The organism is Micromonospora sp. NBC_00389 (genome assembly GCF_036059255.1).
Classification (GTDB): Bacteria; Actinomycetota; Actinomycetes; order Mycobacteriales; family Micromonosporaceae; genus Micromonospora.
Genome location: NZ_CP107947.1, coordinates 5,196,162 through 5,215,684, shown reverse-complemented (window position 1 = coordinate 5,215,684; position 19,523 = coordinate 5,196,162). Strand labels below are relative to the sequence as shown.

The following is a 19,523-nucleotide window of genomic DNA, read 5'->3' as shown; positions in this document are numbered from 1 at the left end:
CGGTGCCGTGCCGGGATCAGCCGATGTCGGCCAACCGGGGCAGCACCTCGTCGCCGAGTCGCTGGGCGAACTCCACCGGGTGGCGATCCGGCGTGACCTGCACCTCGGTGACCCCGAGCGCGGCGTAGTCGGCAACCTCGGCGAGAAACGCGTCGACGTCGGCCAACGGTGGCCGGTGGGCGACCACGGTCTTCTCGACGGTGTCGTAGTCGCGGCCCTCGGCGACGCAGTGCCCCCGCAGCACCTCCAGCTTGCGCGCCACCTCGTCGGCGCCGGCGGCCGTGCCGAACAGGTTGCAGGCGTCGGCGTACCGGGCCACCAGGAGCAGCGTCTTCTTCTCGCCGCCGCCGCCGATCATGATCGGCGGGTGCGGACGGCTCAACGGCTGGGGCGAGTTGATCGTCTCGGCGAGCTGGTAGTGCTGTCCGTTGAACGGCCCGTTGTCGTCACCCCACATCTGCAGGCAGATCCGCAGCGTCTCCTCCAGCCGCTCGAAGCGCTCGGCCACCGGCACCACGGGCACGCCGAGGCCGCGCTGCTCCCGCTCGTACCACGATGCGCCGATGCCGAGCCGGGCCCGACCGCCGGAGAGCACGTCGAGAGTGCTGACGATCTTGGCGAGCAGCCCCGGATACCGGTACATCACGCCGGTGACCAGCACGCCCAGCGTCATTCGCTGGGTCTTCGCGGCGACGAAGCCCAGCGTCGTGTACGCCTCCAACATCGGCTCCTCGGCCGGGGCCACCGCGTCCATCTGGAAGAAGTGGTCCATCACCGTGAACGACGCGACGCCGGCCTGTTCGGCGGTGGTGGCCGCCTCGGCCAGGGTCGGTGCGATCGCCGCCGGCTCGGCCGGGGTCGAGTACGTCCAGTAGTGCAGTCCGAGCTTCATTTCTCGACACCTCCGAACCGAGCCTAGTGGTCGTCGACGCCACAGACCCGCGGGTCGAGCAGGCCGACGGCGGGTGAGGTCCGGGGATTTCCATTACCGGTTCATGACAATTCGTGGATCATGCGCGGATATCCGGGTGACACCTTCTGCTGAGTGATCCCCCAGCCGACATCCACCGACTCCCGGCCCACCGGGTACGCGCCCGAGGTGGCGCGCGCCCGGTTCCGCCACCGGAGGCCCTGGACCCTGTCCAGCCCCGCCCCGGGACGGCCACGCCGAGCGGAGTGGGCCGACGCCGCGAAGGGCACCTGCATCATCCTCGTCGTCCTGTGGCACGTCGTCGTCAAGGACTACCTGCAGATCGACTGGCACGTCGGCGTACCGGTGCCGGGCCTGTGGGGGACGCTGGGCGAGCAGTTACTGCCGCTGCGGATGCCGCTGTTCTTCACCATCTCCGGCGTCTTCGCGGCGACCGCCGTCCAGCGCCCCTGGCGGGTCGTCGCCCGCAGCCGGATCGCCGGGTTCCTCTACCTGTACGCCGTCTGGCTGCTGATCCACACCGTGATCTTCGCCGCGGCCCCGGACTTCCCGACCGACCGCGCCACGTCCGCCCTCGGTCTGCTGGAACAGCTCACGATCACGCCCTCGAACCTCTGGTACCTGTACGCCCTGGCGCTCTACTTCACGGTCGCCAAGGTGGCCCGCCGGGCGCCCCGGGTGCTGGTCCTCGTACCCGCCGCGGCGCTGTCCGCCGTCGCCGCCGCCGGCCTGCTCGACGCACCGGGCAACCGCGCCGGCCTGTACCAGAACCTGATCTTCTTCCTCGCCGGCCTGTACCTGCGACCGCAGATCGAGTGGTGGGCGGCAACCGCCACCCGGCGCCGCCTCGCGCTGACCTCGGGTGCCTACGTCCTCGCGCTCGCCGCGATGGCGACGGTCGGCGCCCAGCGATGGTTCGGCGTGTGGCCGGAGGTCTCCGTTGTGGCGGTCGCGTTCGGCGTCACCGCGGCCGCCCAACTGGGCCGGTGGCCCGCCCTCAGCCGCCGACTCAGCACGCTCGGCCGCAACACGTTGCCGATCTACGTCATCCACCTGCCGGTCCTGGCCCTGCTGCACCGGCTGCTGCTCGCACCGGCCTCCCGGCTGGACCGCGGCGGGCAGGACCTGATCGTGCTCGGCTACCCGATCCTGCTGACCGGGCTCGTGATCGGCGTGAGCCTGGCCATCCACCGCGGGCTGCTGGCGGTGCACGCGCGCTGGCTGTTCGCCCTCCCCGGCGACCGCCGGACCGTACTCCGCCGGCTGGAGGCGGCCGGATGAGCGCGTTGGCCGAGGCGGTGGTCGACCTCGGGGCGATCGCCGGCAATGTCCGGACGATCGCGTCGCTCACCGGCACCGAGTTGATGGCGGTGGTGAAGGCGGACGGGTTCGGCCACGGCGCGGTGATGGTCGCCCGTGCCGCGCTGCGCGCCGGCGCGGGTTGGCTGGGGGTGACCTCGGCATCCGAGGCGCTGGCCCTGCGCAGCGCCGGCATCACCGCGCCCACGCTGAGCTGGTTGCACCGCCCGGACGACGACTTCGCCAGCCTGATCAGCGCCGGCGTCGACGTCGGCGTGTCGACGACGACCCACCTGCACGCCGTCGTCGACGCGGCCCACCGGCTCGGCGTACCCGCGCTGGTGCAGCTCAAGGCCGACACCGGCATGTCCCGCAACGGAGCCCGCGGGGCCGACTGGCACGAACTGGTCGCCTGGGCCCGCAAGTACGAGCGGGAGGGCGGAGTCCGGGTGCGCGGCGTGTGGTCCCATCTGACCGACGCGGACGTACCAGGCAGCCCCGGGCTGGCCCGGCAGGTGGCGACCTTCGAGGAGGCGTTGCGGGTCGCCCGGTCCGCCGGCCTCGACCCCGACCTGGTCCACCTGGCCAACTCGGCTGCCGCGCTGTCGGCACCCCGGACCCGCTTCGACCTCTGCCGGATCGGGCTCGCCCTGTACGGCGTGGACCCGTTCGGCGGTACCGGGCCCGGTGAGTTCGGGCTCCGCGCCGCGATGACGCTGCGCACGACCGTCGTCAACGTGAAGCGGGTGCCCGCGGGCACGGGTGTCTCCTACGGACCCGAGTACGTGACCTCGGCGCCGACCACGCTGGCCCTGCTGCCGCTCGGCTACGCCGACGGCATCACCCGGGCCGCCGAGGGCCGCGCCGCGGTGTGGCTCGGCGGCCGGCGCTGCCCGATCGTCGGGCGCATCGCCATGGACCAGTGCGTGGTCGACGCGGGCGACCTTCCCGTGGCGATCGGCGACCCGGTCGTGGTGTTCGGCCCCGAAGGGGACGACCTCGCCCAACCGACGGTCGCCGAGTGGGCGCGGTGGGCCGGCACCAACCCAAACGAGATCTTCACCGGCATCGGGGCCCGGGTGGCCCGCGACCACCTCCACGAAAGGGCGGACGTTTCATGACAACCCGACTGGCAGTGCTGTACGGCGGGCAGAGCGGCGAGCACGAGGTGTCCCGCCGCTCGGCGGCGAGCATCCTCGCCGGGCTGGACCGCGACCGGTACCAGGTCACCGAGGTGCTCATCGACCGGGACGGCGGGTGGCACGTCGACGGCCGCCCGACACCACTCCCCCAGGCGCTGCGCGTGCTACGCGCCCAGGACGTGGTGTTCCCGGCCCTGCACGGCCCGTACGGCGAGGATGGCACCGTGGCGTCGCTGCTGGGCTGGCTCGGCGTGCCGTACGTCGGCAACGGCGTCTTCGCCAGCGCCGCCGGCATGGACAAGGGAGTCACCAAGAGGCTCCTCAACGCGGAGGGCCTGCGGGTCAGCCCCGGGGTGACCCTGCGTCCCGGCGAGGAACTGTCCCCGGCCGACCGGCGACGGCTGGGCCTGCCGGTCTTCGTGAAGCCCGCCCGGGCCGGCTCCAGCCTGGGCGTCGTCAGGGTGACCGACTGGGCGGAACTTCCCGCTGCGCTGGAGCAGGCCCGGGAGGTGGACCCGAAGGTCCTGGTCGAGCAGGGGGCGCGCGGACGTGAGATCGACGTGGCCGTCCTCCAGCATCCCGACGGCCGGGTGCAGGCCGGACCGCCCCTGGAGATCCGGGTGAGCGGCACGGGTTTCTTCGACTACGACGCCAAGTACGACGGCGGGGCGGTTTTCCAGATCCCCGCACCGCTCGACCCGGCCACCACCGAGGTGCTTCAGGACCGCGCGATCCGCGCCTTCCACGCCCTCGACTGCCGCGGGCTGCTCCGGGTCGACTTCTTCCTGCCCGCCGAGGGGTCCGCGGAGCCCATCGTGAACGAGGTCAACACCTTCCCCGGGTTCACCACCGCATCGCAGTTCCCGCAGATCTGGCAGCAGGCCGGGATCGGGTTCGCCGACCTGCTCGACATCCTGATCTCCGGCGCGCTGGCCGACCAGGGCCGGTCCCGCTCCGGCGGGTTGCCCCGGCCGGCACGGGCGGTCGATCTGGTGTGAGCGCCCCTCGCCCCGGTCACCTGATCGGACAGAACCGGGGCGGGCGGGCGCCATCCGGGCCGGCGACGGTGACCGGGACGAAACTGTCGGCCAGACCGGCGACCGCCGTGGTGCCGATCACGGTGCAGACGATCTGGTCGGCCGCGGTCCCCGACAAGGACATGACGGCACCCACCATCGTCACCGTGAGGCCGGGTTGGTCGCCCGTCACCGTCACCGTCACCAGGGAGGCTGGGACGAGGCCGACCGGCACCTCGCTGGTGAGCCCCTGTCTCCACTCGGAGTCGTCCGGACCCGCTGCCAGCATCCGGAGCGTCTCCTCCGGCGAGGCGTCCATCTTGGTCGGGCGGATGACCAACACGAGTTGCCCGTGCGCGAGCAGGTAGAGCCTGACTCCCGCGGACGGACCGGTCGTCGCGGCGCTGCCGGTGATGACGCCGCTGGGCCGGACCCCGCAGCCCGCCACGAGCAGCGTGAGCAGAAGCCCGCCGGCGAGCAGCGCCCGAGCCGCCCGGCGGCCGGTCACCGTACGCCTCCGGCGTCCGCCGCCACCCGGGGCAGGCGGAGCGTGAACACCGCGCCGCCGGTCGGACCGTTGCCGGCGACGAGACTTCCCTGCTGCCCGGCGTGCCGGTGCAGGCGGGCGTTCTCCCATGCGATGGCGAGGCCCAGACCGCTGCCCTCGGTGCGGGTCCGCGCGGTGTCCGCCTTGTAGAAGCGGTCGAAGACGTGCGGCAGCACCTCCTGGTCCAGCCCGGGCCCCTGATCGCGGACCTCGATGGTGATCCAGTCCGGTTCGGCGCGCAGGTCCACGGAGACCGGCTCGGCCCCGTGCCGGAAGGCGTTGCCGACCAGGTTGGCGACGATGACGTCCAGCCGGCGGGGATCCAGCCGGGCGACGATTCCGGGCGGCAGTTCCGTCCGCACCCGATCGGCCCAGCCCCGGATCCGCAGGGTGGCGCTCACCGCCGCGGCCACGTCGACGTCGTCGAGGGCGAGCCGCGCCGTGCCGGAGTCGAACCTGCTGATCTCGATGAGGTCGTTGACCAGCCGAGTGAGGTTCTGCGTCTCCTGACTGACGAGCCGGGCGGCCTTGCCGGCATCCCCCGGCAGCCGGTCGGCCTCCTCGTCCAGCACGTCGGTGACCGCCGTCATCGCGGCCAGGGGCGTACGGAGTTCGTGCGACACGTCGGCCACGAAGCGCCGGGCGTCGGACTCCATCCGCCGCAGCTCGCCGACCTGCCGCTCCAGCGTCCCCGCCGTGTCGTTGAAGGTCCGCGCCACGTCGGCCAGCTCGTCGGCGCCCCGAACCACCAGCCGGGTTGTCAGGTCGCCCTCGCCGAGCCGGCGCGCCGCCCGTCCCAGCTCGCGTACCGGCCGGAGCACGCCTTGGGCGGCCAGCAGGGCCAGCAGGACGGCGAGGACCAGGGAGAGCCCACCGGTCAGCCACGCCAGGGTGGCGAGCCGGTCGATGCTCTGTTGTTCGGGGGCGAGGCTGCGCAGCGCATAGACCTCCAGCCCGGACGGCTGGGCAGTGCCATCGGGTCGCTCGAGCCTCAGCTGGGTCCCGATGAGCAGCATGGGTTGACCGTCGCGCGAAACGCGTTGCCAGGCGACGAGGCCACTCTCGACCGCCTGCCGCAGCTCCGGGCTGACCGGCTCGGGGAACTGCACGCCCTGCGCCCGCATGTCACGGTAGAGGATTACCACGTCTCCGTCCCGGTCGGAGAGGCGCTGGGACAACGCGTCGAGCACCTCCTGGGACGGCGGGAGCTGGCGTACCGGGTAGACCTCCGTGAGCTGTTCGGTCAGCGACACCACCGCGGCGTCCTGCGCCTGCTGGAGGATCACCCTCCGGGCCTGGAAGTAGCTTCCGCTGGCCACCACCGCGGTGGTGGTCATGCCCAGCAACGCGAAGGCCAGCAGCAGCCGAACCCGCAGGCCCGACGCCTGGCCACCGGCCCAGCGCCACAGCCTCACAGCGGCCCGAACCGGTATCCGAAACCGCGCACCGTCTGGATGAAGACCGGCACCGACGAGTCGTCCTCGATCTTGGCGCGCAGCCGCTGTACACAGGCGTCCACCAACCGCGAGTCGCCGAGGTATCCGTGCTCCCACACGGCCGACAGCAGCTGCTGCCGGCTCAGCACCTGTCCCGGCGTGTACGAGAGTTCGAGCAGCAGGCGCAGCTCCGTCGGGGCGAGGCTGACCGGCTGCCCGCCCTTGCTGACCACCAGCGCCGCCCGGTCGATGGTCAGGGCACCGTGCTGTTCCAGGCCGGACCGCTCGCCGCCGCTACGTCGCGACTCGCCAGCGGTCCGTCGCAGCACCGCGCGGATGCGCGCCTCAAGCACCCGGGGCTGCACCGGCTTGACCACGTAGTCGTCGGCGCCGGCCTCCAGGCCCGCCACCACATCCATGTCGTCGCTGCGGGCGGTCAGCATGATGATCGGCAGGTCGCCGAGCTGCCGGATCCGGCGACAGACCTCAAACCCGTCCATCCCGGGCAGCATGAGATCGAGGATCACGACGTCGGACGAGGCCGCGCGCAACCGTTCCAGCCCCTGCTCACCGGTCGCCACGGCATCCACCGTGTGGCCCTGTCGGGTGAGCGCCAACTGCAGTCCGTCGCGCACCGTCTGGTGATCTTCGATCAGCAGGACCTGGGACATGTCGCCAAGTATCGCATCATGATTTGGTTTAGCCTTTTGTCGATGTCCTGGAGGTTGGGTATCAACCCTGCGCTGTCCCGCCGTCCCGAATGTTCACTGCCGGCTCCGGCTGGGCACGATGCCGCGAATGCATCGGGCCGACAAAATCCGCCGACCGCACCAGGAACACCACCGACACCACCGACAGCAGCGTCAATCCGGTCGCCGCGATGATGGCGACGAGCGTCCCCCGCTGCACCGATGCGTCCAGACCCGGTCCGACCACCAGAAGCGCCCAGACCAGCACGACCAGCCCCACCGCCCCCTCGATCAGCCCGCGCCACAGGGTGCCGCTGTCCTGCCCACCGCGCGGGCCGGTGACGCCGCCCGGATCAGCGTCCCGGCGCCAGCCCGCCAGCGCCGCCGCGGCCAGGCAGAACAGCGCCACGCCCAGCAGAACACCGCCGAGCGCGTCGCTGAACCGGTGCCAGCCCGCGATCATGGTGGCCGAGGCGATCACCGAGACGCCCACCGCGCCCGGTACCGCCAGCCATCGTCGGGCCCACCCGGGCAGGACCAGCATGAACGCCAGCAGCAGGGCCGTCGCGGCGGCGACATGACCGCTGGGAAAGCTGTTGTGGGTGGTTGAACTCTCGATCTGAAAGTCCGAACGGGGAAGCATCGACTTGACCGCTCCGGCCACCACCACCGCGGTGAGCACCATGCCGATACCCACGACTCCCGCCAGCAACCGCCGGCCGAGCAGACCCACCAGCAACACCGCGCCGAGCAGGACGGCCAGGAGCACAGGGCTGCCGAAGGCGGCCAGCACGGTCTTGGACGGACCCACCAGGACGGTCTGCTGCTCGTACCCTCCGCCCCGCTCGGCACGCGGCAGGAGCAGTCCGTCCAGCCATTGGCCGGGGTAGGTCCGTACGAACACGACGCAGATCAGGCCCAGGACGACCAGGTGACCCAGGGCCGCACCGAGCAGAGGCAGGCCGAGGGGCGTGGCTGCGCGGACCTGTGGCAGCGGTCCCGCCGGCTGCGGGCCCGGTGCCGACCGCCCGACGTGGTACGACGATCCGAGGGACATGTCGGCCATGCTCCGCTCGCCAGGTCCGGGCACCGTCCGCGGATTGTCTTCGTTCTGTCACAACTTCCGGTGGGTTCCCGGCAAAACCGACGAGGCCGCCCCCGAACGGCTTGCCCGCACCTGAACGCTCATTCATATGCTTACATGCAACTATGTTTTACCCGACCGAGACGAGCCACCACTAAGGTCAGGACATCGATTGATCGATATTTTCGGTCGGCGGTGCGAAAAACCATCCGGAGCGAGTTGGGGAACCGGAAGGGGTTGGGGAAATGCAGGGGATTCCGGCCGCCTCCTTGGTGATCGGTATCGCGTCCTCGCCGGCCGAACGCCGACAGTTGGCGCGGCTGCTCGGCGGGAGCGACGCATTCCTGATTGTTTCAAGCGTCGAGCAGGCACGGGAGTTCCTCGGGGTGGTCGAGGTGCCTCCCGTCGCCTCGGCGACTCCCCCCGCTCAGGCGGTGGTCGCCGAGGCGGCGCAGAGCACGCACTCGCCGCCACCACCCGAGCTGGCCGTCGATTCCGACCGCCGGGTGCTGCGGTGGCGCGACCAGGAGATCGACCTGACCCGGCTGGAGCACGACGTGCTGCTCTGCCTGGTCGACGCACCCGGACAGGTCTGGACGTACGAGCGCCTGCACCTTGAGGTCTGGGGCAACAGGCACCTCGGCCGCGGGTCCGACATGCACTCGGTCATCCGACGGGTACGCCGCAAACTCGCCCGGCTGAACGCCGCCGCGACGATCCACGCGGTGCGTGGGGTCGGCTTCCGGCTCGCCCCGGTCTGATCGCGACCGGCAATCCGGGGGCGCCGCGGCTGCGGCGCCCCCGGATCGTGTCGTTCCGGCTCACCGCCGGCGAAGCTGGTCCGGCCCGCCTGGTCACTGACCAGGCGGGCCGGATCGTGCTACCGCTCAGACGTCAGCACCGAACGGGAGACAACCCGAAGTCCTCCACGGTGGGCGTGGTGGTGTTGACCTTCGTCTGACGGGTCTGGGGCTTCCAGCCGTCCTTGGCGACGATCATCGTGAGCGGGTTGTTCCGACGGTCCACCCAGTAGGCGTACTTGCCCTGGGCGTCGGTGGCGAAGGTCCACGACATCGCCCACGAGTCGACCTGGACCACCGCACCGGCAATCGGCGAGGTCGCACCCTGGCAGCTGGTCCCGGTCACCGTGCCCAGCAGCTTGCCCCAGGTCTTCGGAGGCGTCACGTTCATGGTCACCGCGACGGGTGCCACCGTGTACGGCGTGTTCTCCTTGATCCCCACCGAGCCGGAGTAGGTGCCCGGCTGATCGACGTTCGCCGTCATCCCGACGGTGACCGTGACCTTCTGACCCGGCGCGAGGGTGACGGCCGACTTGTCGATCGTCATCCAGCTGACATCGGCGGCCGCCTCGGCACAACCCTCGAACCCGGGCAGCACCTCGCTGTCCGGCGCCGCGTTGAAGTTGCCGGACGAGCCGCCGATCTTGTAGAAGCCGCACGCCGCGCCACCGCGGTAGCGCGCGGTGTTGGCGTTCGGCAGGTTGGACCACGAGCTGGTGGCCGGGTCGTAGGCGAAGCCGGCGTTGCTGATGGCTCCACCCTGCGAACCACCGACGACGAGGAGCTTGCCGCTCGCAACAGCGAACGAGCTGGCCCAGTTGTCGACCGGCGCATCGGCGATGGCGGTCCAGGTGTTGGCACCCGGGTCGAAGGCGTAGCTGGACTTCTGCGCGGCAGCGCCGTCATTGCCACCGGTGCAGTAGACCGTGCCGTCGATCCCTCCGCAGGAGGCGAAGGCCACCGACTTCGGGTAGTTGGCCAGCGTCTCCCAGGTGTCGCTGGCCGGGTCGTACCGGACGACACTGTTCGACATCGGCGTACAGGCGGCCGTGGTGCAGCCACCGATCGCGTACAGCTTGCCGTCGACGACCGCCTGGCCGGCAGCGGCTCGCGGCGCCGGGTTGTCGGCCAACTCGGTCCAGGTGTTGGCCGCCGGGTCGTAGGACCAGGTGGCCGAGTCCGGCCCGGAGGCACCCCAGCCACCGGTGGCGATGATCTTCCCGCCCACGACGCCCACCGTCAGGGCATTGCGGGCGCCGGGAAGGTCAGCGACCGGCGTCCAGGTCTGCGCGACCGGGTCGTAGACGACGTTCTTCGTGGTGGAGGCGCTGCCGTCGCCACCGCCGATCGAGTAGACCTTGCCGTCCAGGTTCACCACACGGTTGTCCATGATGTTGGACGGGTAGTCGGTGATGTCCGTCCACGGCGCAGCCTGTGGGCTGACCGCGGCGGAGGTCGCCGTCGCCGCCTTGCCGGACGCCTTGGCGGCGAACGACGTCGGCACGGTGAGTCGCTGCTCCGGCGCGCCGCTGGCTCCGAGCACCTGCTGCCTGGTCACCCGGGACCCGTCCGCCCGAAGGAGTTCGAACCCGTTGTCGCGCTCACTGAACTCGACGTCGACCGGCGCGCCGCCGGTGTTGGTCACCGTGAACGTCTTGCTGGCCTTGCCGCTGGGCATCTGGACCGTCGCGCTCAGCTGGGTCGGTGCCACCGACAGCCGGCCGGCCGCCAGCACGAAGTTCGCGGCGGTGGCCCAGTCTGCCTGGACGTCGACCTGCTTGCTCTGGCTGACGTAGTTGCCGGCCTTAGCGGTGAACTTGTGCGTGTCGGTCAGCGTCGAGAAGATCCAGTAGAAGCCGTCGGCCAGTCCCGGGTCGTCCGGGGTCGCCACGGTGACGCCCTTCTCGGCGGGCCGGTCGTCGCTGGTGACGGTGGCACCGTTGATGTAGCTGTTGTCGTTCTTGTCACGGACGTTGCCGACGACAAGACCACCGTCGACCGGCACGCAGGTGACCTGGCTGCCGATCAGTACGTTGTCGACCTCCCACCACCACTCGTACGAGGCGTCGTAGTAGTGGAACCGGACCTGGACCTGCGCCTGGCCGGCCGCCTGCGGGATCGGGATCTCGGTGACCTTCGGCCCCCGGACGTCCGTCGCCTGCCGGAGCACGTTCGTCCAGGTGGCCCCGCCGTCGATGCTCAGATCGACATCGCCGCGGTCGCTGGCCAGTTGGTTGAAGTCCTGGTTGAACCGGATGACCGGGGCGGTGACGCCGGTCAGGTTGACCACCGGGCTGACCAGCGAGGTGTCCTGGCTCCCGCCCGCGCCGTACGCGTCACTGTCGATCATCGCGAAGTTGCCGGTGCCGCCGGTCAGGTTGCCGCGGCTGCCGTCGTCGGTGAACTTCCAGACCTGGCCGTTGCCCTTGTTGTCCACAACGGACCAGCCGGCCGGCACCGTGGTGCCGTCGAAGGTCTCGTACTCACCGTCGGAGCCGAAGGTGTATCCGGGCGCCGTCGTACAGGTGGTGGTGTTCACCGGTACCGCGACGTTGGCGGTGACGTTACCCGACGCGACGACCACCTCCTTGGTGACCGTCTGGTAGCCCGGGTACTGCGACTCGTACTTCAGCGTGTAGGTCTGCCCGGCCGGCAGCTTGATGCTGTAGCGGCCGTTCACCGGCGTGGTGTAGTCGTACACGCCGGACACACCCTGCACGGTGACCTTCGCGTAGAGCGGCCAGCCGTGTCCGGAGCCGTCGGTGACAGCTCCGGTGACGTTGACGCTCGCCACCGCCGTCAGCGCGACGTCGAGCGTCGTGGTGGCGCCATCGGTGACCGTCGCCGGCTTCGTGGTGCTGCCGTACCCGAACGCCGCCACGGCGACCTGGTAGTCGCCGACCGGGAGTTGGGTCGAGTACTTCCCGTCGGTACCGGTGCTCACCTCGCGCGCGGTCGGGCCGGTGAGCGTCAGGGTCGCACCGGCGATCGGGGCGCCGGTGGCCGCGTCGGTGACCGTGCCGGCCAGGGTGCCGGTGTCGCCGGTCGGGGCGGCGTTGAGCAGCGCGAGCGCGTCCAGCAGGCCCTCGCCGTAGACGTTGTTGTCCGCCGGGGTGCCACCGCACTGGGCGTCGGCCTTGTCGATCGCGGCGCCGTTGAGCAGCGCACGGGTCGCGTCGATGTCACCGACCAGCGACGGCGCCGCCGAGTACAGCAGCGCGATCGTACCCGCGAGGTGCGGGGCGGCCATGGAGGTGCCGCTGGCGCTGCCGTAGGCGTTGCCCGGAAGGCTCGACCGAACGTTCACGCCGGGCGCCGAGATGTTGGGCTTGATGTCGCCGTTCTGCCCGGGACCCCGGCCGGAGAAACCGGCGATGTTGTTGTTGATGTCGTACGCGCCGGTCGAGTAGTTGCTGACCGAACTGCCCGGCGAACCACTGGTCTGGCATGCCGGCCCGCTGTTGCCGTTGGACCAGACTCCGAAGATCCCCGACGCGGCCCAGGCCAGCGTCACGTCCTCCATGAAGGGCTCGGTGGAGGGGTTCTGGCTGCCCCACGAGTTGTTGATGACGTTCGGTCGCTTGCTGGCGTCCGGGTTCTGGCCGTTGAGGTCGACCGGCTCCAGCATCCACTGACCGGACGTGATCAGGGCGGCGTCGCTGGGGCAGCAACCGTTCGCCGCGATCCACTTGACCCCCGGGGCGACACCGATCTGGTTCGCGCCGTCGGAGCCGGCCATGGTGCCCATCGTGTGCGTGCCGTGGCCATCGCCGTCACAGGGTGCGGTGGCACAGGTCCCGGCGGCGTTGAACCAGTTGTAGTTGTGGTCGAACGTGCCGTCGCCGTTGTTGCCGCGATAGGAGTTGACCAACGCCGGGTGGTCGAACTGCACGCCGGTGTCGATGTTCGCGATGGTGATGCCCTCGCCGGTGACGCCGTACTGGGACCAGACGTCGTCGGCGTTGATGTTCGCGATGCCCCACTCGAGGGCGTTCACGGTCTTCTCGTCGGTGCCCTTGGTGGTCTCGGGCACCTTGTAGGCGACCGGGGCGTACAGGCCCTCGACCTCTGCGTGGGAGGCGAACTTCTGCACCATCGCCAGGGAGCCGCTGCTCACCTTGATGGCGTTGGTCGCCCAGAAGGTCTGGTACTTCGCGCCCGAGCCGTCAAGCTCGGCCCGGATCTTGCCCTGGCTCTCGGCGGCGGTCTTGCGCAGTGCGTCCGCAACCGCCGTGCCACGCTTCGCCCAGTCCTTGATGGCACTGGCCTTGCTCAGGTCCGCCCGGTCCTTGAACCGGATCCAGAAGTCCCCTTCGCTCTTGGCCTGGAGCTGCTTTGCCAGCTCCGGTCGGATCTTGTCTCCGACCGGGGTACCCGTGCCCATCCCGCCGCCGGGCGCGGCCTGCGCGGGCGAGCCGATGCTGACCATGCATGTTGCGGCGAGGATCATCGCCGCACCAGCGCTCACCAGTGATCTGGCTGTGCGCCGCCATTGTGGACGTCTGAACATCGGTGCTGCCTCCCTCAGAACGACCCAGGGTGAAATGGGCCATGTGAAGGTGCAGAAGGTTCGTCTCTATGGACCGAGTGAACGAACCCTTCCATGCCCCCCCATGCACCGCGCGGGTCACGCCGGTTGCCCGAGTGGACACTATGATCGAGAAGAAAGGACGATCAAGAACTTGCCGTGAGCAACTTGTCGCTAACCGTTGCCAGGCTGGGCAGCGTGCCTGCCAATCATTGTCAGGGGCGTGACAAGAATTGGGCAGGGATGCCCATCGATCCCGGGCGGTGCTGTGGCCGAGGACGACGAAGCGATGTTGGATGGGGCTGATCCGGCCGACGAGCCGTTCCCGCTGCTGATCGCGGTGACCCCATCGCCGACCGAGCGCATCCGGCTCGCGGAGCGCCTCGACGGCATCGCACCGCTGCTGCTGGTGGCCGACCTCGACGAGCTGCGCCGGCTGATCGCTGCACCGCAACAGCTGGCCGGGACGCCACCCGAGCCAGCACCCGCCGCCGCGAGCGACGCCCTGGTCATCGACTCGGCCCGATCCACCGCCCGCTGCGAGGGCCGCGAGATCGACCTGACCCGGTTGGAGCACGACCTGCTGACCTGCCTGACGACCGCGCCGGTCCGGGTCTGGAGCTACGAAGAGCTGCACCGGTCGGTCTGGCGCGACGAGGGGCTGGAGCGCAAGGCGGACGTCCAGTCCCTGGTGAAGCGGCTGCGGCGCAAGCTACAGGACCTCGGCACCGGTGCCACGATCGAGGCGGTGCGGGGTGTCGGGTTGCGGCTGACCGACCGTCAGGAGCCGCGGATCGGCCGGGCCTGACCGTTGCCTGATGTGGGCAGTTCCGCGCTGCCTCACCGGAGTCACCCTGGCGACGACGGGTCAGATCAGCCCGGCCCGGGTCCACAGCAGACGCCCTGGCCCGGCCACCAGTCCAACGCCCGCCAGGTTGGCGTGCACCCGCGCCGCCGACCAGCGCAGGGTGGCACGCCAGTGCGGGTTGGCGCGGGCAGCGGCCCGGCCGACCGCCGGTGGGATACCCACCGCCGCGTACGCGTCGGGATGGACCAGGCGGTTGGCGATCGTGTAGGCGGCCCGACCGACCAACAGTCGGGCGTACGCCATGCCCACCGGGCCGGTGGCCGCGACCGCGCCGGCCAGCTCCTCGCGGGCGAACCGGACGTGTCGCGCCTCCTCGACCACGTGGATGCGGGAGACCATCCGGATGAGCGGCTGGAGCGACTCGTCTGCCATGATCTCGCGCTGGAACGCGTCGAGGATCTCCTCCGCGATGAGGATCGCGGCGTACATCCGGGGACCGCTGGCGGTGGCCTTCAGGAAGCGCCCGAGGTGGTGATCCACCGTGCTCGCCCGGTAGACGGGGCAGTCCATCGCCTCGATCAGCCGGCCGAACATGATGGAGTGCCGGCACTCGTCAGCCACCTCGGTCAGCGCGTACTGGGCCTGCGGACTGGTCGGGTCGGCGCCGTAGTACTCCCGGATCAGCATCTGCATGAGGATCGTCTCGAACCACAGCCCGGCGCTGGCCGCGCTGGCCACCTCGTGCTTGGTGAGCTCGACGCGCTGCTCCTCGCTGAGCTGCTCCCACAGCGGCGTGCCGTAGAGGCTGCTGCGGTGCGGCGGGAGCCAATAGGCGCCCGGAGTGTGCGGGGCATCCCAGTCGATCTCGACAGTGGGGTCGTAGCTGGTCCGCAGTGAGGACGTGAGTAGTCGTTCGGCGACCGCCGCGCGCTCGGTCTCCGTCGGTGCGGCCTCCATGGCTCCTCCATATTGACGTGACGACCGGTAACTGTTACGAGTAGTAGCATGCAATCGCCGCTCACCGATGTCAATGCAACCGACCCGCCGCCCCCGCCCTCTGACGGCGATCCGAAGGCAAAGGGGAACGGCCGCCGGGACCGCTGGGCCGACCATCGTGAGCAACGAAGGCGGGAGCTGGTCGGGGCCGCCGTGCAGGCGTTGCTGCGGCACGGGCCGGGGGTCGACATGGACCAGGTGGCCGCCGCCGCAGGCGTCAGCAAACCGGTCCTCTACCGCTACTTCGCCGACAAGTCGCAGCTCTGGGTCGCGGTCAGCGAGGTGGTGGCGGCGCGCGTGGTCGACACCATCGCGCCGGCGGTAGCGCAGGTCCGCGAGGAACGTGACCTGGTCGAGGCGACGATCGACGCGTACCTCGGGGTGATCGAGTCGGAGCCGAGGCTCTACCGGTTCCTGATGCACCAGTCTGGCGACCCCGGCATCCACCAGGTGGTCGCCGGCACCAGCCGGCAGGTGGCCGCCGGGCTGGCCCGGGTGATCGGCGACCGGTTGCGTTCGCTGGGCCTGGACGCCGGTCCGGCGGAGCCGTGGGCGTACGGCCTGGTGGGCTTCGTGCAGGCGGTCGGCGACTGGTGGACCACGCACGGCCAGCCGATCAGCCGCGCGGCCCTCACCGATTACCTGACCGCTCTGCTGTGGAGCGGAATCGAGGGGGTACGGGCCAGCGCCGACCTGCCGCGCGAGCTCACCCGCGCCCACGAGCGGATCGTGCCGTGAGCTACCACGGCCCTGCGGGCGTCGAGGGCACCTCGGTCCGGGTGCACCTCAGTGGACGGTGGGAGCCGGTCGACGGCCGCTACCACTGGGGTGGGCGGATCGAGCCCGAGCCACGGGTGGCCCGCCTGCTGCGCTCCGGCCGGCGCGACGTCGAGTTACGCATCGCCGACCGCGTCCGGCCCGCCCGACTGGCCGAGGTCGACCCGTGGGGCGGCGTACGGATCACCGGCGTGGGCGATCCGCCCTGGCCGCCGTTGGCCGAACCGGGTGCCGTGTCCGAGCCTCTGGAGGAGTGATGGAATCAGACGTTGCCATTATCGGCGCCGGTTTCGGCGGTCTGGGCGCCGCCATCCGGCTCCAGCGGGCCGGCTTCACCGACTACCTCGTCTTCGACCGGGGTGACGACGTCGGGGGCACCTGGCGTGACAACAGCTACCCCGGCTGCGCCTGCGACGTCCCGTCGCACCTCTACTCCTTCTCCTTCGCCCCCAACCCCCGCTGGTCGAACACCTTCTCCAGCCAGCCGGAGATCTGGGACTACCTGCGCGGCTGCGTCGACCGCTTCGGCATACGCCCGAAGTTGCGGCTGCGCCACGAGGTGCGGGTTGCGAGCTGGGACGACCAGCGCCAACGCTGGCTGCTGCGCACCTCCGGCGGCGACCACACCGCCCGGGTCCTGATCTGTGCGGCCGGCCCGCTCAGCGACCCCGCCATCCCCGACCTGCCCGGGATCGACGAGTTCGCCGGCACGGTGTTCCACTCCGCCCGTTGGCCACACGACCACGACCTGACCGGCCGCCGCGTCGCGGTCATCGGCACCGGCGCCTCGGCGGTCCAGCTCGTGCCACAGATCCAGCCGACGGTCGAGAAGCTGACGCTGTTCCAGCGCACCCCCGCGTGGATCATGCCGAGGCTGTCGCGCCGGATCAGCCGGGTCGAGCAGGCCGTGTTCCGCACCGTGCCCGGCGCGCAGCGGGCCGTCCGGGCAGGGCTCTATCTGGTACGCGAAACCATGGGCCTGGGCTTCCTGCACCCGGCGGTCAACCGGCTCGCCTCGCGGCTGTCCCTGCGTACGCTGCGGCGTCAGGTCACCGACCCGCACCTGCGGGACAAGCTCACCCCTCGGTACGCGATGGGCTGCAAGCGGGTCCTGATCTCCAACGACTACTGGCCGTCGCTCACCCGGCCGAACGTCGACGTGGTCACCGCCGGCATCGCTCGGATCGTGCCGGATGGCCTGGTTACCGCCGACGGCGGACACCACCGGGCGGACACCATCATCCTCGGCACCGGCTTCCACGTCACCGACTCCCCTGTGGTGCGGCGCATCCACGGCCGTGGCGGGCGCAGTCTGGGCGAGGCCTGGACCCCCAGCATGCACGCGTACCGGGGCACCACCATCGCCGGCTTCCCCAACCTGTTCTTCCTGCTCGGCCCGAACACCGGGCTCGGGCACACCTCCGTGGTGTTGATGATCGAGGCGCAGCTGCACCTGGTGCTCGCGGCCCTGCGGCACATGTGGGCCAAGGGCATCCAGGCCATCGAGCCCACCGCGGAGGCGCAACGACGCTGGACCGAACGGATCGACCGGAAGATGACCGGCACCGTCTGGCAGACCGGTTGTTCGAGCTGGTACCTCGACGCCACCGGCCGCAACACCACCATCTGGCCGGGCTTCGCCACCAGCTTCCGGATGCGGCTGCGCCGGTTCCGCCCGGCCGACTACCGGATCGCCACGCCCGGCAACACCCCCAACGATCCGGAACGGGAGCACGCCGATGCGGTATGACCTGGCGGGCAAGACCATGCTCATCACCGGCGCGGCACGCGGCATCGGGGCGCAGATGGCCCGCGAGGCCGTCGCCCGCGGCGCCCAGGTCGCCGTCGTGGGTCTGGAAGGCGAGCTGCTCAAGCAGCTCGGCGCCGACCTCGATGCGCACTGGTACGAGTGCGACGTCACCGACCAGGCGGCGCTGGACGCCGCGGTGGCCTCCACGGTGGACCGCTTCGGCGGCATCGACGTGGTCGTGGCGAATGCGGGCATCGCGAACCTCGGTACCGTCGCCGTGGGGCCGGTCGACGCGTTGGTCCGTACCGTCGAGGTGAACCTCTGCGGCGCGATCCGCACGGTCAGCGCGGCGCTTCCCCACGTCACCGCCGCCCGTGGCCACGTCCTGATCGTCTCGTCAGCCGCCGCCTTCACGGCGATGCCCGGCATGGCCGCCTACTGCGCGTCCAAGGCGGGCGTGGAGCAGTTCGCCAACGTGCTGCGCCTGGAGACCCGCCCACGCGGCGTCACCGTCGGCACCGCACATCCGATCTGGATCGACACCGACCTGGTCCGCGACATCCGTGACGACCTGGCATCGTTCCGCACCGCGCTGCGCCGGCTGCCGTGGCCGCTGTCCACCGTCGTACCCGTCGAGCAGTGCGTCGACGCCCTGCTGCGCGGCATCGAGCGCCGCAAACGCAAGGTGTACGTGCCACGGTCGCTCGCCATGGTGCAGGCGCTGCGACCGATGGTGCTGAGCGGCCTCTCGGACGCGTTGATCACCCGGTTCGGTGGCCAGACGATGGTCGGCCAGTTGGAGGACGAGGTACGCCAGCTCGGGCGTTCCTTCGGCAGGACGTCGGTGGGAGGGCAGCCATGACCGTTCACATCCGTCGCGCGGGTAGCGGTGAGCCACTCGTGCTCATCCACGGCATCGGTCACCGCCACCAGGCCTGGGAGCCGGTGTTCGACCGGCTCACCGCCCACCACGAGGTGATCGCGCTCGACCTGCCCGGCTTCGGGAACTCCCCGGTGCCCGGCGCCGGCATGCCCGCCGACATGGCCGCCACCGTGGCCTCGGTCCTGCCGGTCCTGACCGGGTGGGGGCTGGAGCGTCCGCATGTGGCCGGCTACAGCCTCGGTGGGGCGATCGGCCTGGAGCTTGCCGCCACCGGGGCGGTCGCCTCGGCCACCGCCTTCTCCCCCGCCGGCTTCTTCACGCCGGCGGAGCGCCGACGGGCGCTGGCCATCCTCAAGATCTTGCGGGCCAACTCGTACCTGCCCACCCCGATCATGCGGCTCGCGCTGCGCTCGGCGTACCTGCGGGCGTTGTGCTTCGCGCCGCTGATGGCCCGCCCGGCGCTGCTGGACGTCGACCGCGCGCTGGGCGACGCGCTCGCCCTGCGGCGAGGGCTCGGCTTCAACGCCGTGGCCCGAGCCGCCCGCCACTACCGCTTCGACTGCCCCCGGCTGTCCGACACGACCGTGCCGGTGACCATCGGCTGGGGCGACTGCGACCGCATCTTCGGCGTCCACCAGGCCGAGCGTGCCCGGGCCGGCCTGCCGGCAGCCCGGGTGGTGACGCTGCCCCGCTGCGGGCACGTGCCGATGAGCGACGACCCGGACCTGGTCGCCGCGCTCATCCTGGAGACCACCGGCGCCGTGCCCCGCACCGAGCGACCGGACCCGTCGGTGGTCGCCTAGGCAGCACGGGTCAGGAAAATCACTTCACAGACTA

17 protein-coding genes are annotated in these 19,523 nt (G+C 70.8%); 10 read left to right on the top strand and 7 right to left on the bottom strand.

The window, feature by feature from the left end; all coding sequences use genetic code 11:
- Nucleotides 1-16: 16 nt before the first annotated feature.
- Nucleotides 17-892: an LLM class F420-dependent oxidoreductase gene (locus OG470_RS24625; RefSeq protein ID WP_328415857.1), complete on the bottom strand. Its 876-nt coding sequence runs from the start codon at nt 890-892 to the stop codon at nt 17-19.
- A gap of 153 nt (nt 893-1,045) precedes the next feature.
- On the opposite strand from OG470_RS24625, the gene OG470_RS24620 reads away from it, so the two are divergent.
- The 3 genes from OG470_RS24620 to OG470_RS24610 are packed head-to-tail and all read left to right on the top strand — an operon-like array spanning nt 1,046 to nt 4,370.
- Nucleotides 1,046-2,212, top strand: coding sequence for an acyltransferase family protein (locus OG470_RS24620; RefSeq protein ID WP_328415855.1), 1,167 nt, complete (start codon nt 1,046-1,048; stop codon nt 2,210-2,212).
- Nucleotides 2,209-3,351, top strand: a complete 1,143-nt coding sequence (gene alr, locus OG470_RS24615) for an alanine racemase (RefSeq protein ID WP_328415853.1) — start codon at nt 2,209-2,211, stop codon at nt 3,349-3,351. Before OG470_RS24620 ends, alr begins: the two co-directional genes overlap by 4 nt.
- Nucleotides 3,348-4,370, top strand: a complete 1,023-nt coding sequence (locus OG470_RS24610; protein WP_328415851.1) for a D-alanine--D-alanine ligase family protein — start codon at nt 3,348-3,350, stop codon at nt 4,368-4,370. The genes alr and OG470_RS24610 overlap by 4 nt, the downstream gene beginning before the upstream one ends.
- 16 nt (nt 4,371-4,386) lie before the next feature.
- Here the strand turns inward: OG470_RS24610 and OG470_RS24605 are convergent, their stop codons facing one another.
- From OG470_RS24605 to OG470_RS24590, 4 genes are all read right to left on the bottom strand, one after another.
- Nucleotides 4,387-4,896: a hypothetical protein gene (locus OG470_RS24605; RefSeq protein WP_328415850.1), complete on the bottom strand. Its 510-nt coding sequence runs from the start codon at nt 4,894-4,896 to the stop codon at nt 4,387-4,389.
- Nucleotides 4,893-6,272 carry an ATP-binding protein gene (locus tag OG470_RS24600; RefSeq protein ID WP_442931210.1) on the bottom strand — a complete coding sequence of 460 codons (1,380 nt, stop codon included), beginning with the start codon at nt 6,270-6,272 and terminating at the stop codon, nt 4,893-4,895. The genes OG470_RS24605 and OG470_RS24600 overlap by 4 nt, the downstream gene beginning before the upstream one ends.
- A 74-nt stretch (nt 6,273-6,346) precedes the next feature.
- Nucleotides 6,347-7,042, bottom strand: a complete 696-nt coding sequence (locus tag OG470_RS24595) for a response regulator transcription factor (RefSeq protein ID WP_328415846.1) — start codon at nt 7,040-7,042, stop codon at nt 6,347-6,349.
- Between the two features lie 61 nt (nt 7,043-7,103).
- Nucleotides 7,104-8,117 carry a phosphatase PAP2 family protein gene (locus OG470_RS24590; RefSeq protein WP_328415845.1) on the bottom strand — a complete coding sequence of 338 codons (1,014 nt, stop codon included), beginning with the start codon at nt 8,115-8,117 and terminating at the stop codon, nt 7,104-7,106.
- A 272-nt stretch (nt 8,118-8,389) separates the two neighbouring features.
- Here OG470_RS24590 and OG470_RS24585 point away from each other — a divergent pair, with 272 nt between their 5' ends.
- Nucleotides 8,390-8,905, top strand: a complete 516-nt coding sequence (locus OG470_RS24585; protein ID WP_328415844.1) for a winged helix-turn-helix domain-containing protein — start codon at nt 8,390-8,392, stop codon at nt 8,903-8,905.
- Between the two features lie 133 nt (nt 8,906-9,038).
- Here OG470_RS24585 and OG470_RS24580 read toward each other — a convergent pair whose 3' ends face one another.
- Nucleotides 9,039-13,412, bottom strand: coding sequence for a S8 family serine peptidase (locus OG470_RS24580; RefSeq protein WP_328415842.1), 4,374 nt, complete (start codon nt 13,410-13,412; stop codon nt 9,039-9,041).
- 349 nt (nt 13,413-13,761) lie between these two features.
- Between OG470_RS24580 and OG470_RS24575 the strand changes: the two genes are divergently transcribed.
- Nucleotides 13,762-14,280: a winged helix-turn-helix domain-containing protein gene (locus tag OG470_RS24575; protein ID WP_328415841.1), complete on the top strand. Its 519-nt coding sequence runs from the start codon at nt 13,762-13,764 to the stop codon at nt 14,278-14,280.
- 60 nt (nt 14,281-14,340) lie between these two features.
- Here OG470_RS24575 and OG470_RS24570 read toward each other — a convergent pair whose 3' ends face one another.
- A complete protein-coding gene (locus tag OG470_RS24570; protein ID WP_328415840.1) occupies nt 14,341-15,237 on the bottom strand; it encodes an AurF N-oxygenase family protein in 897 nt (298 codons plus the stop codon).
- Nucleotides 15,238-15,285: 48 nt separating this feature from the next.
- Between OG470_RS24570 and OG470_RS24565 the strand changes: the two genes are divergently transcribed.
- Genes OG470_RS24565 through OG470_RS24545 form a run of 5 tightly spaced genes read left to right on the top strand, consistent with a single transcriptional unit; the run spans nt 15,286 to nt 19,489 of the window.
- Nucleotides 15,286-16,014: a TetR/AcrR family transcriptional regulator gene (locus OG470_RS24565; protein WP_328415838.1), complete on the top strand. Its 729-nt coding sequence runs from the start codon at nt 15,286-15,288 to the stop codon at nt 16,012-16,014.
- Nucleotides 16,011-16,310, top strand: coding sequence for a DUF4873 domain-containing protein (locus OG470_RS24560; protein WP_328415836.1), 300 nt, complete (start codon nt 16,011-16,013; stop codon nt 16,308-16,310). Before OG470_RS24565 ends, OG470_RS24560 begins: the two co-directional genes overlap by 4 nt.
- Nucleotides 16,310-17,803, top strand: coding sequence for a flavin-containing monooxygenase (locus OG470_RS24555; RefSeq protein ID WP_328415834.1), 1,494 nt, complete (start codon nt 16,310-16,312; stop codon nt 17,801-17,803). The genes OG470_RS24560 and OG470_RS24555 overlap by 1 nt, the downstream gene beginning before the upstream one ends.
- Nucleotides 17,793-18,665, top strand: a complete 873-nt coding sequence (locus OG470_RS24550; protein WP_328415832.1) for an SDR family oxidoreductase — start codon at nt 17,793-17,795, stop codon at nt 18,663-18,665. Before OG470_RS24555 ends, OG470_RS24550 begins: the two co-directional genes overlap by 11 nt.
- Nucleotides 18,662-19,489: an alpha/beta fold hydrolase gene (locus OG470_RS24545; protein ID WP_328415829.1), complete on the top strand. Its 828-nt coding sequence runs from the start codon at nt 18,662-18,664 to the stop codon at nt 19,487-19,489. The genes OG470_RS24550 and OG470_RS24545 overlap by 4 nt, the downstream gene beginning before the upstream one ends.
- Nucleotides 19,490-19,523 lie beyond the last annotated feature (34 nt).

Excerpts from the sequence above, each read along its gene's own strand:
- OG470_RS24575 (WP_328415841.1), top strand. The coding sequence starts at position 13,762 with ATGTTGGATGGGGCTGATCCGGCCGACGAGCCGTTCCCGCTGCTGATC.
- OG470_RS24555 (WP_328415834.1), top strand. The coding sequence starts at position 16,310 with ATGGAATCAGACGTTGCCATTATCGGCGCCGGTTTCGGCGGTCTGGGC.
- alr (WP_328415853.1), top strand. The coding sequence starts at position 2,209 with ATGAGCGCGTTGGCCGAGGCGGTGGTCGACCTCGGGGCGATCGCCGGC.
- OG470_RS24625 (WP_328415857.1), bottom strand. The coding sequence starts at position 892 with ATGAAGCTCGGACTGCACTACTGGACGTACTCGACCCCGGCCGAGCCG.
- OG470_RS24590 (WP_328415845.1), bottom strand. The coding sequence starts at position 8,117 with ATGTCCCTCGGATCGTCGTACCACGTCGGGCGGTCGGCACCGGGCCCG.
- OG470_RS24570 (WP_328415840.1), bottom strand. The coding sequence starts at position 15,237 with ATGGAGGCCGCACCGACGGAGACCGAGCGCGCGGCGGTCGCCGAACGA.
- OG470_RS24545 (WP_328415829.1), top strand. The coding sequence starts at position 18,662 with ATGACCGTTCACATCCGTCGCGCGGGTAGCGGTGAGCCACTCGTGCTC.
- OG470_RS24610 (WP_328415851.1), top strand. The coding sequence starts at position 3,348 with ATGACAACCCGACTGGCAGTGCTGTACGGCGGGCAGAGCGGCGAGCAC.
- OG470_RS24600 (WP_442931210.1), bottom strand. The coding sequence starts at position 6,272 with ATGACCACCACCGCGGTGGTGGCCAGCGGAAGCTACTTCCAGGCCCGG.
- OG470_RS24550 (WP_328415832.1), top strand. The coding sequence starts at position 17,793 with ATGCGGTATGACCTGGCGGGCAAGACCATGCTCATCACCGGCGCGGCA.
- OG470_RS24585 (WP_328415844.1), top strand. The coding sequence starts at position 8,390 with ATGCAGGGGATTCCGGCCGCCTCCTTGGTGATCGGTATCGCGTCCTCG.
- OG470_RS24565 (WP_328415838.1), top strand. The coding sequence starts at position 15,286 with ATGCAATCGCCGCTCACCGATGTCAATGCAACCGACCCGCCGCCCCCG.
- OG470_RS24595 (WP_328415846.1), bottom strand. The coding sequence starts at position 7,042 with ATGTCCCAGGTCCTGCTGATCGAAGATCACCAGACGGTGCGCGACGGA.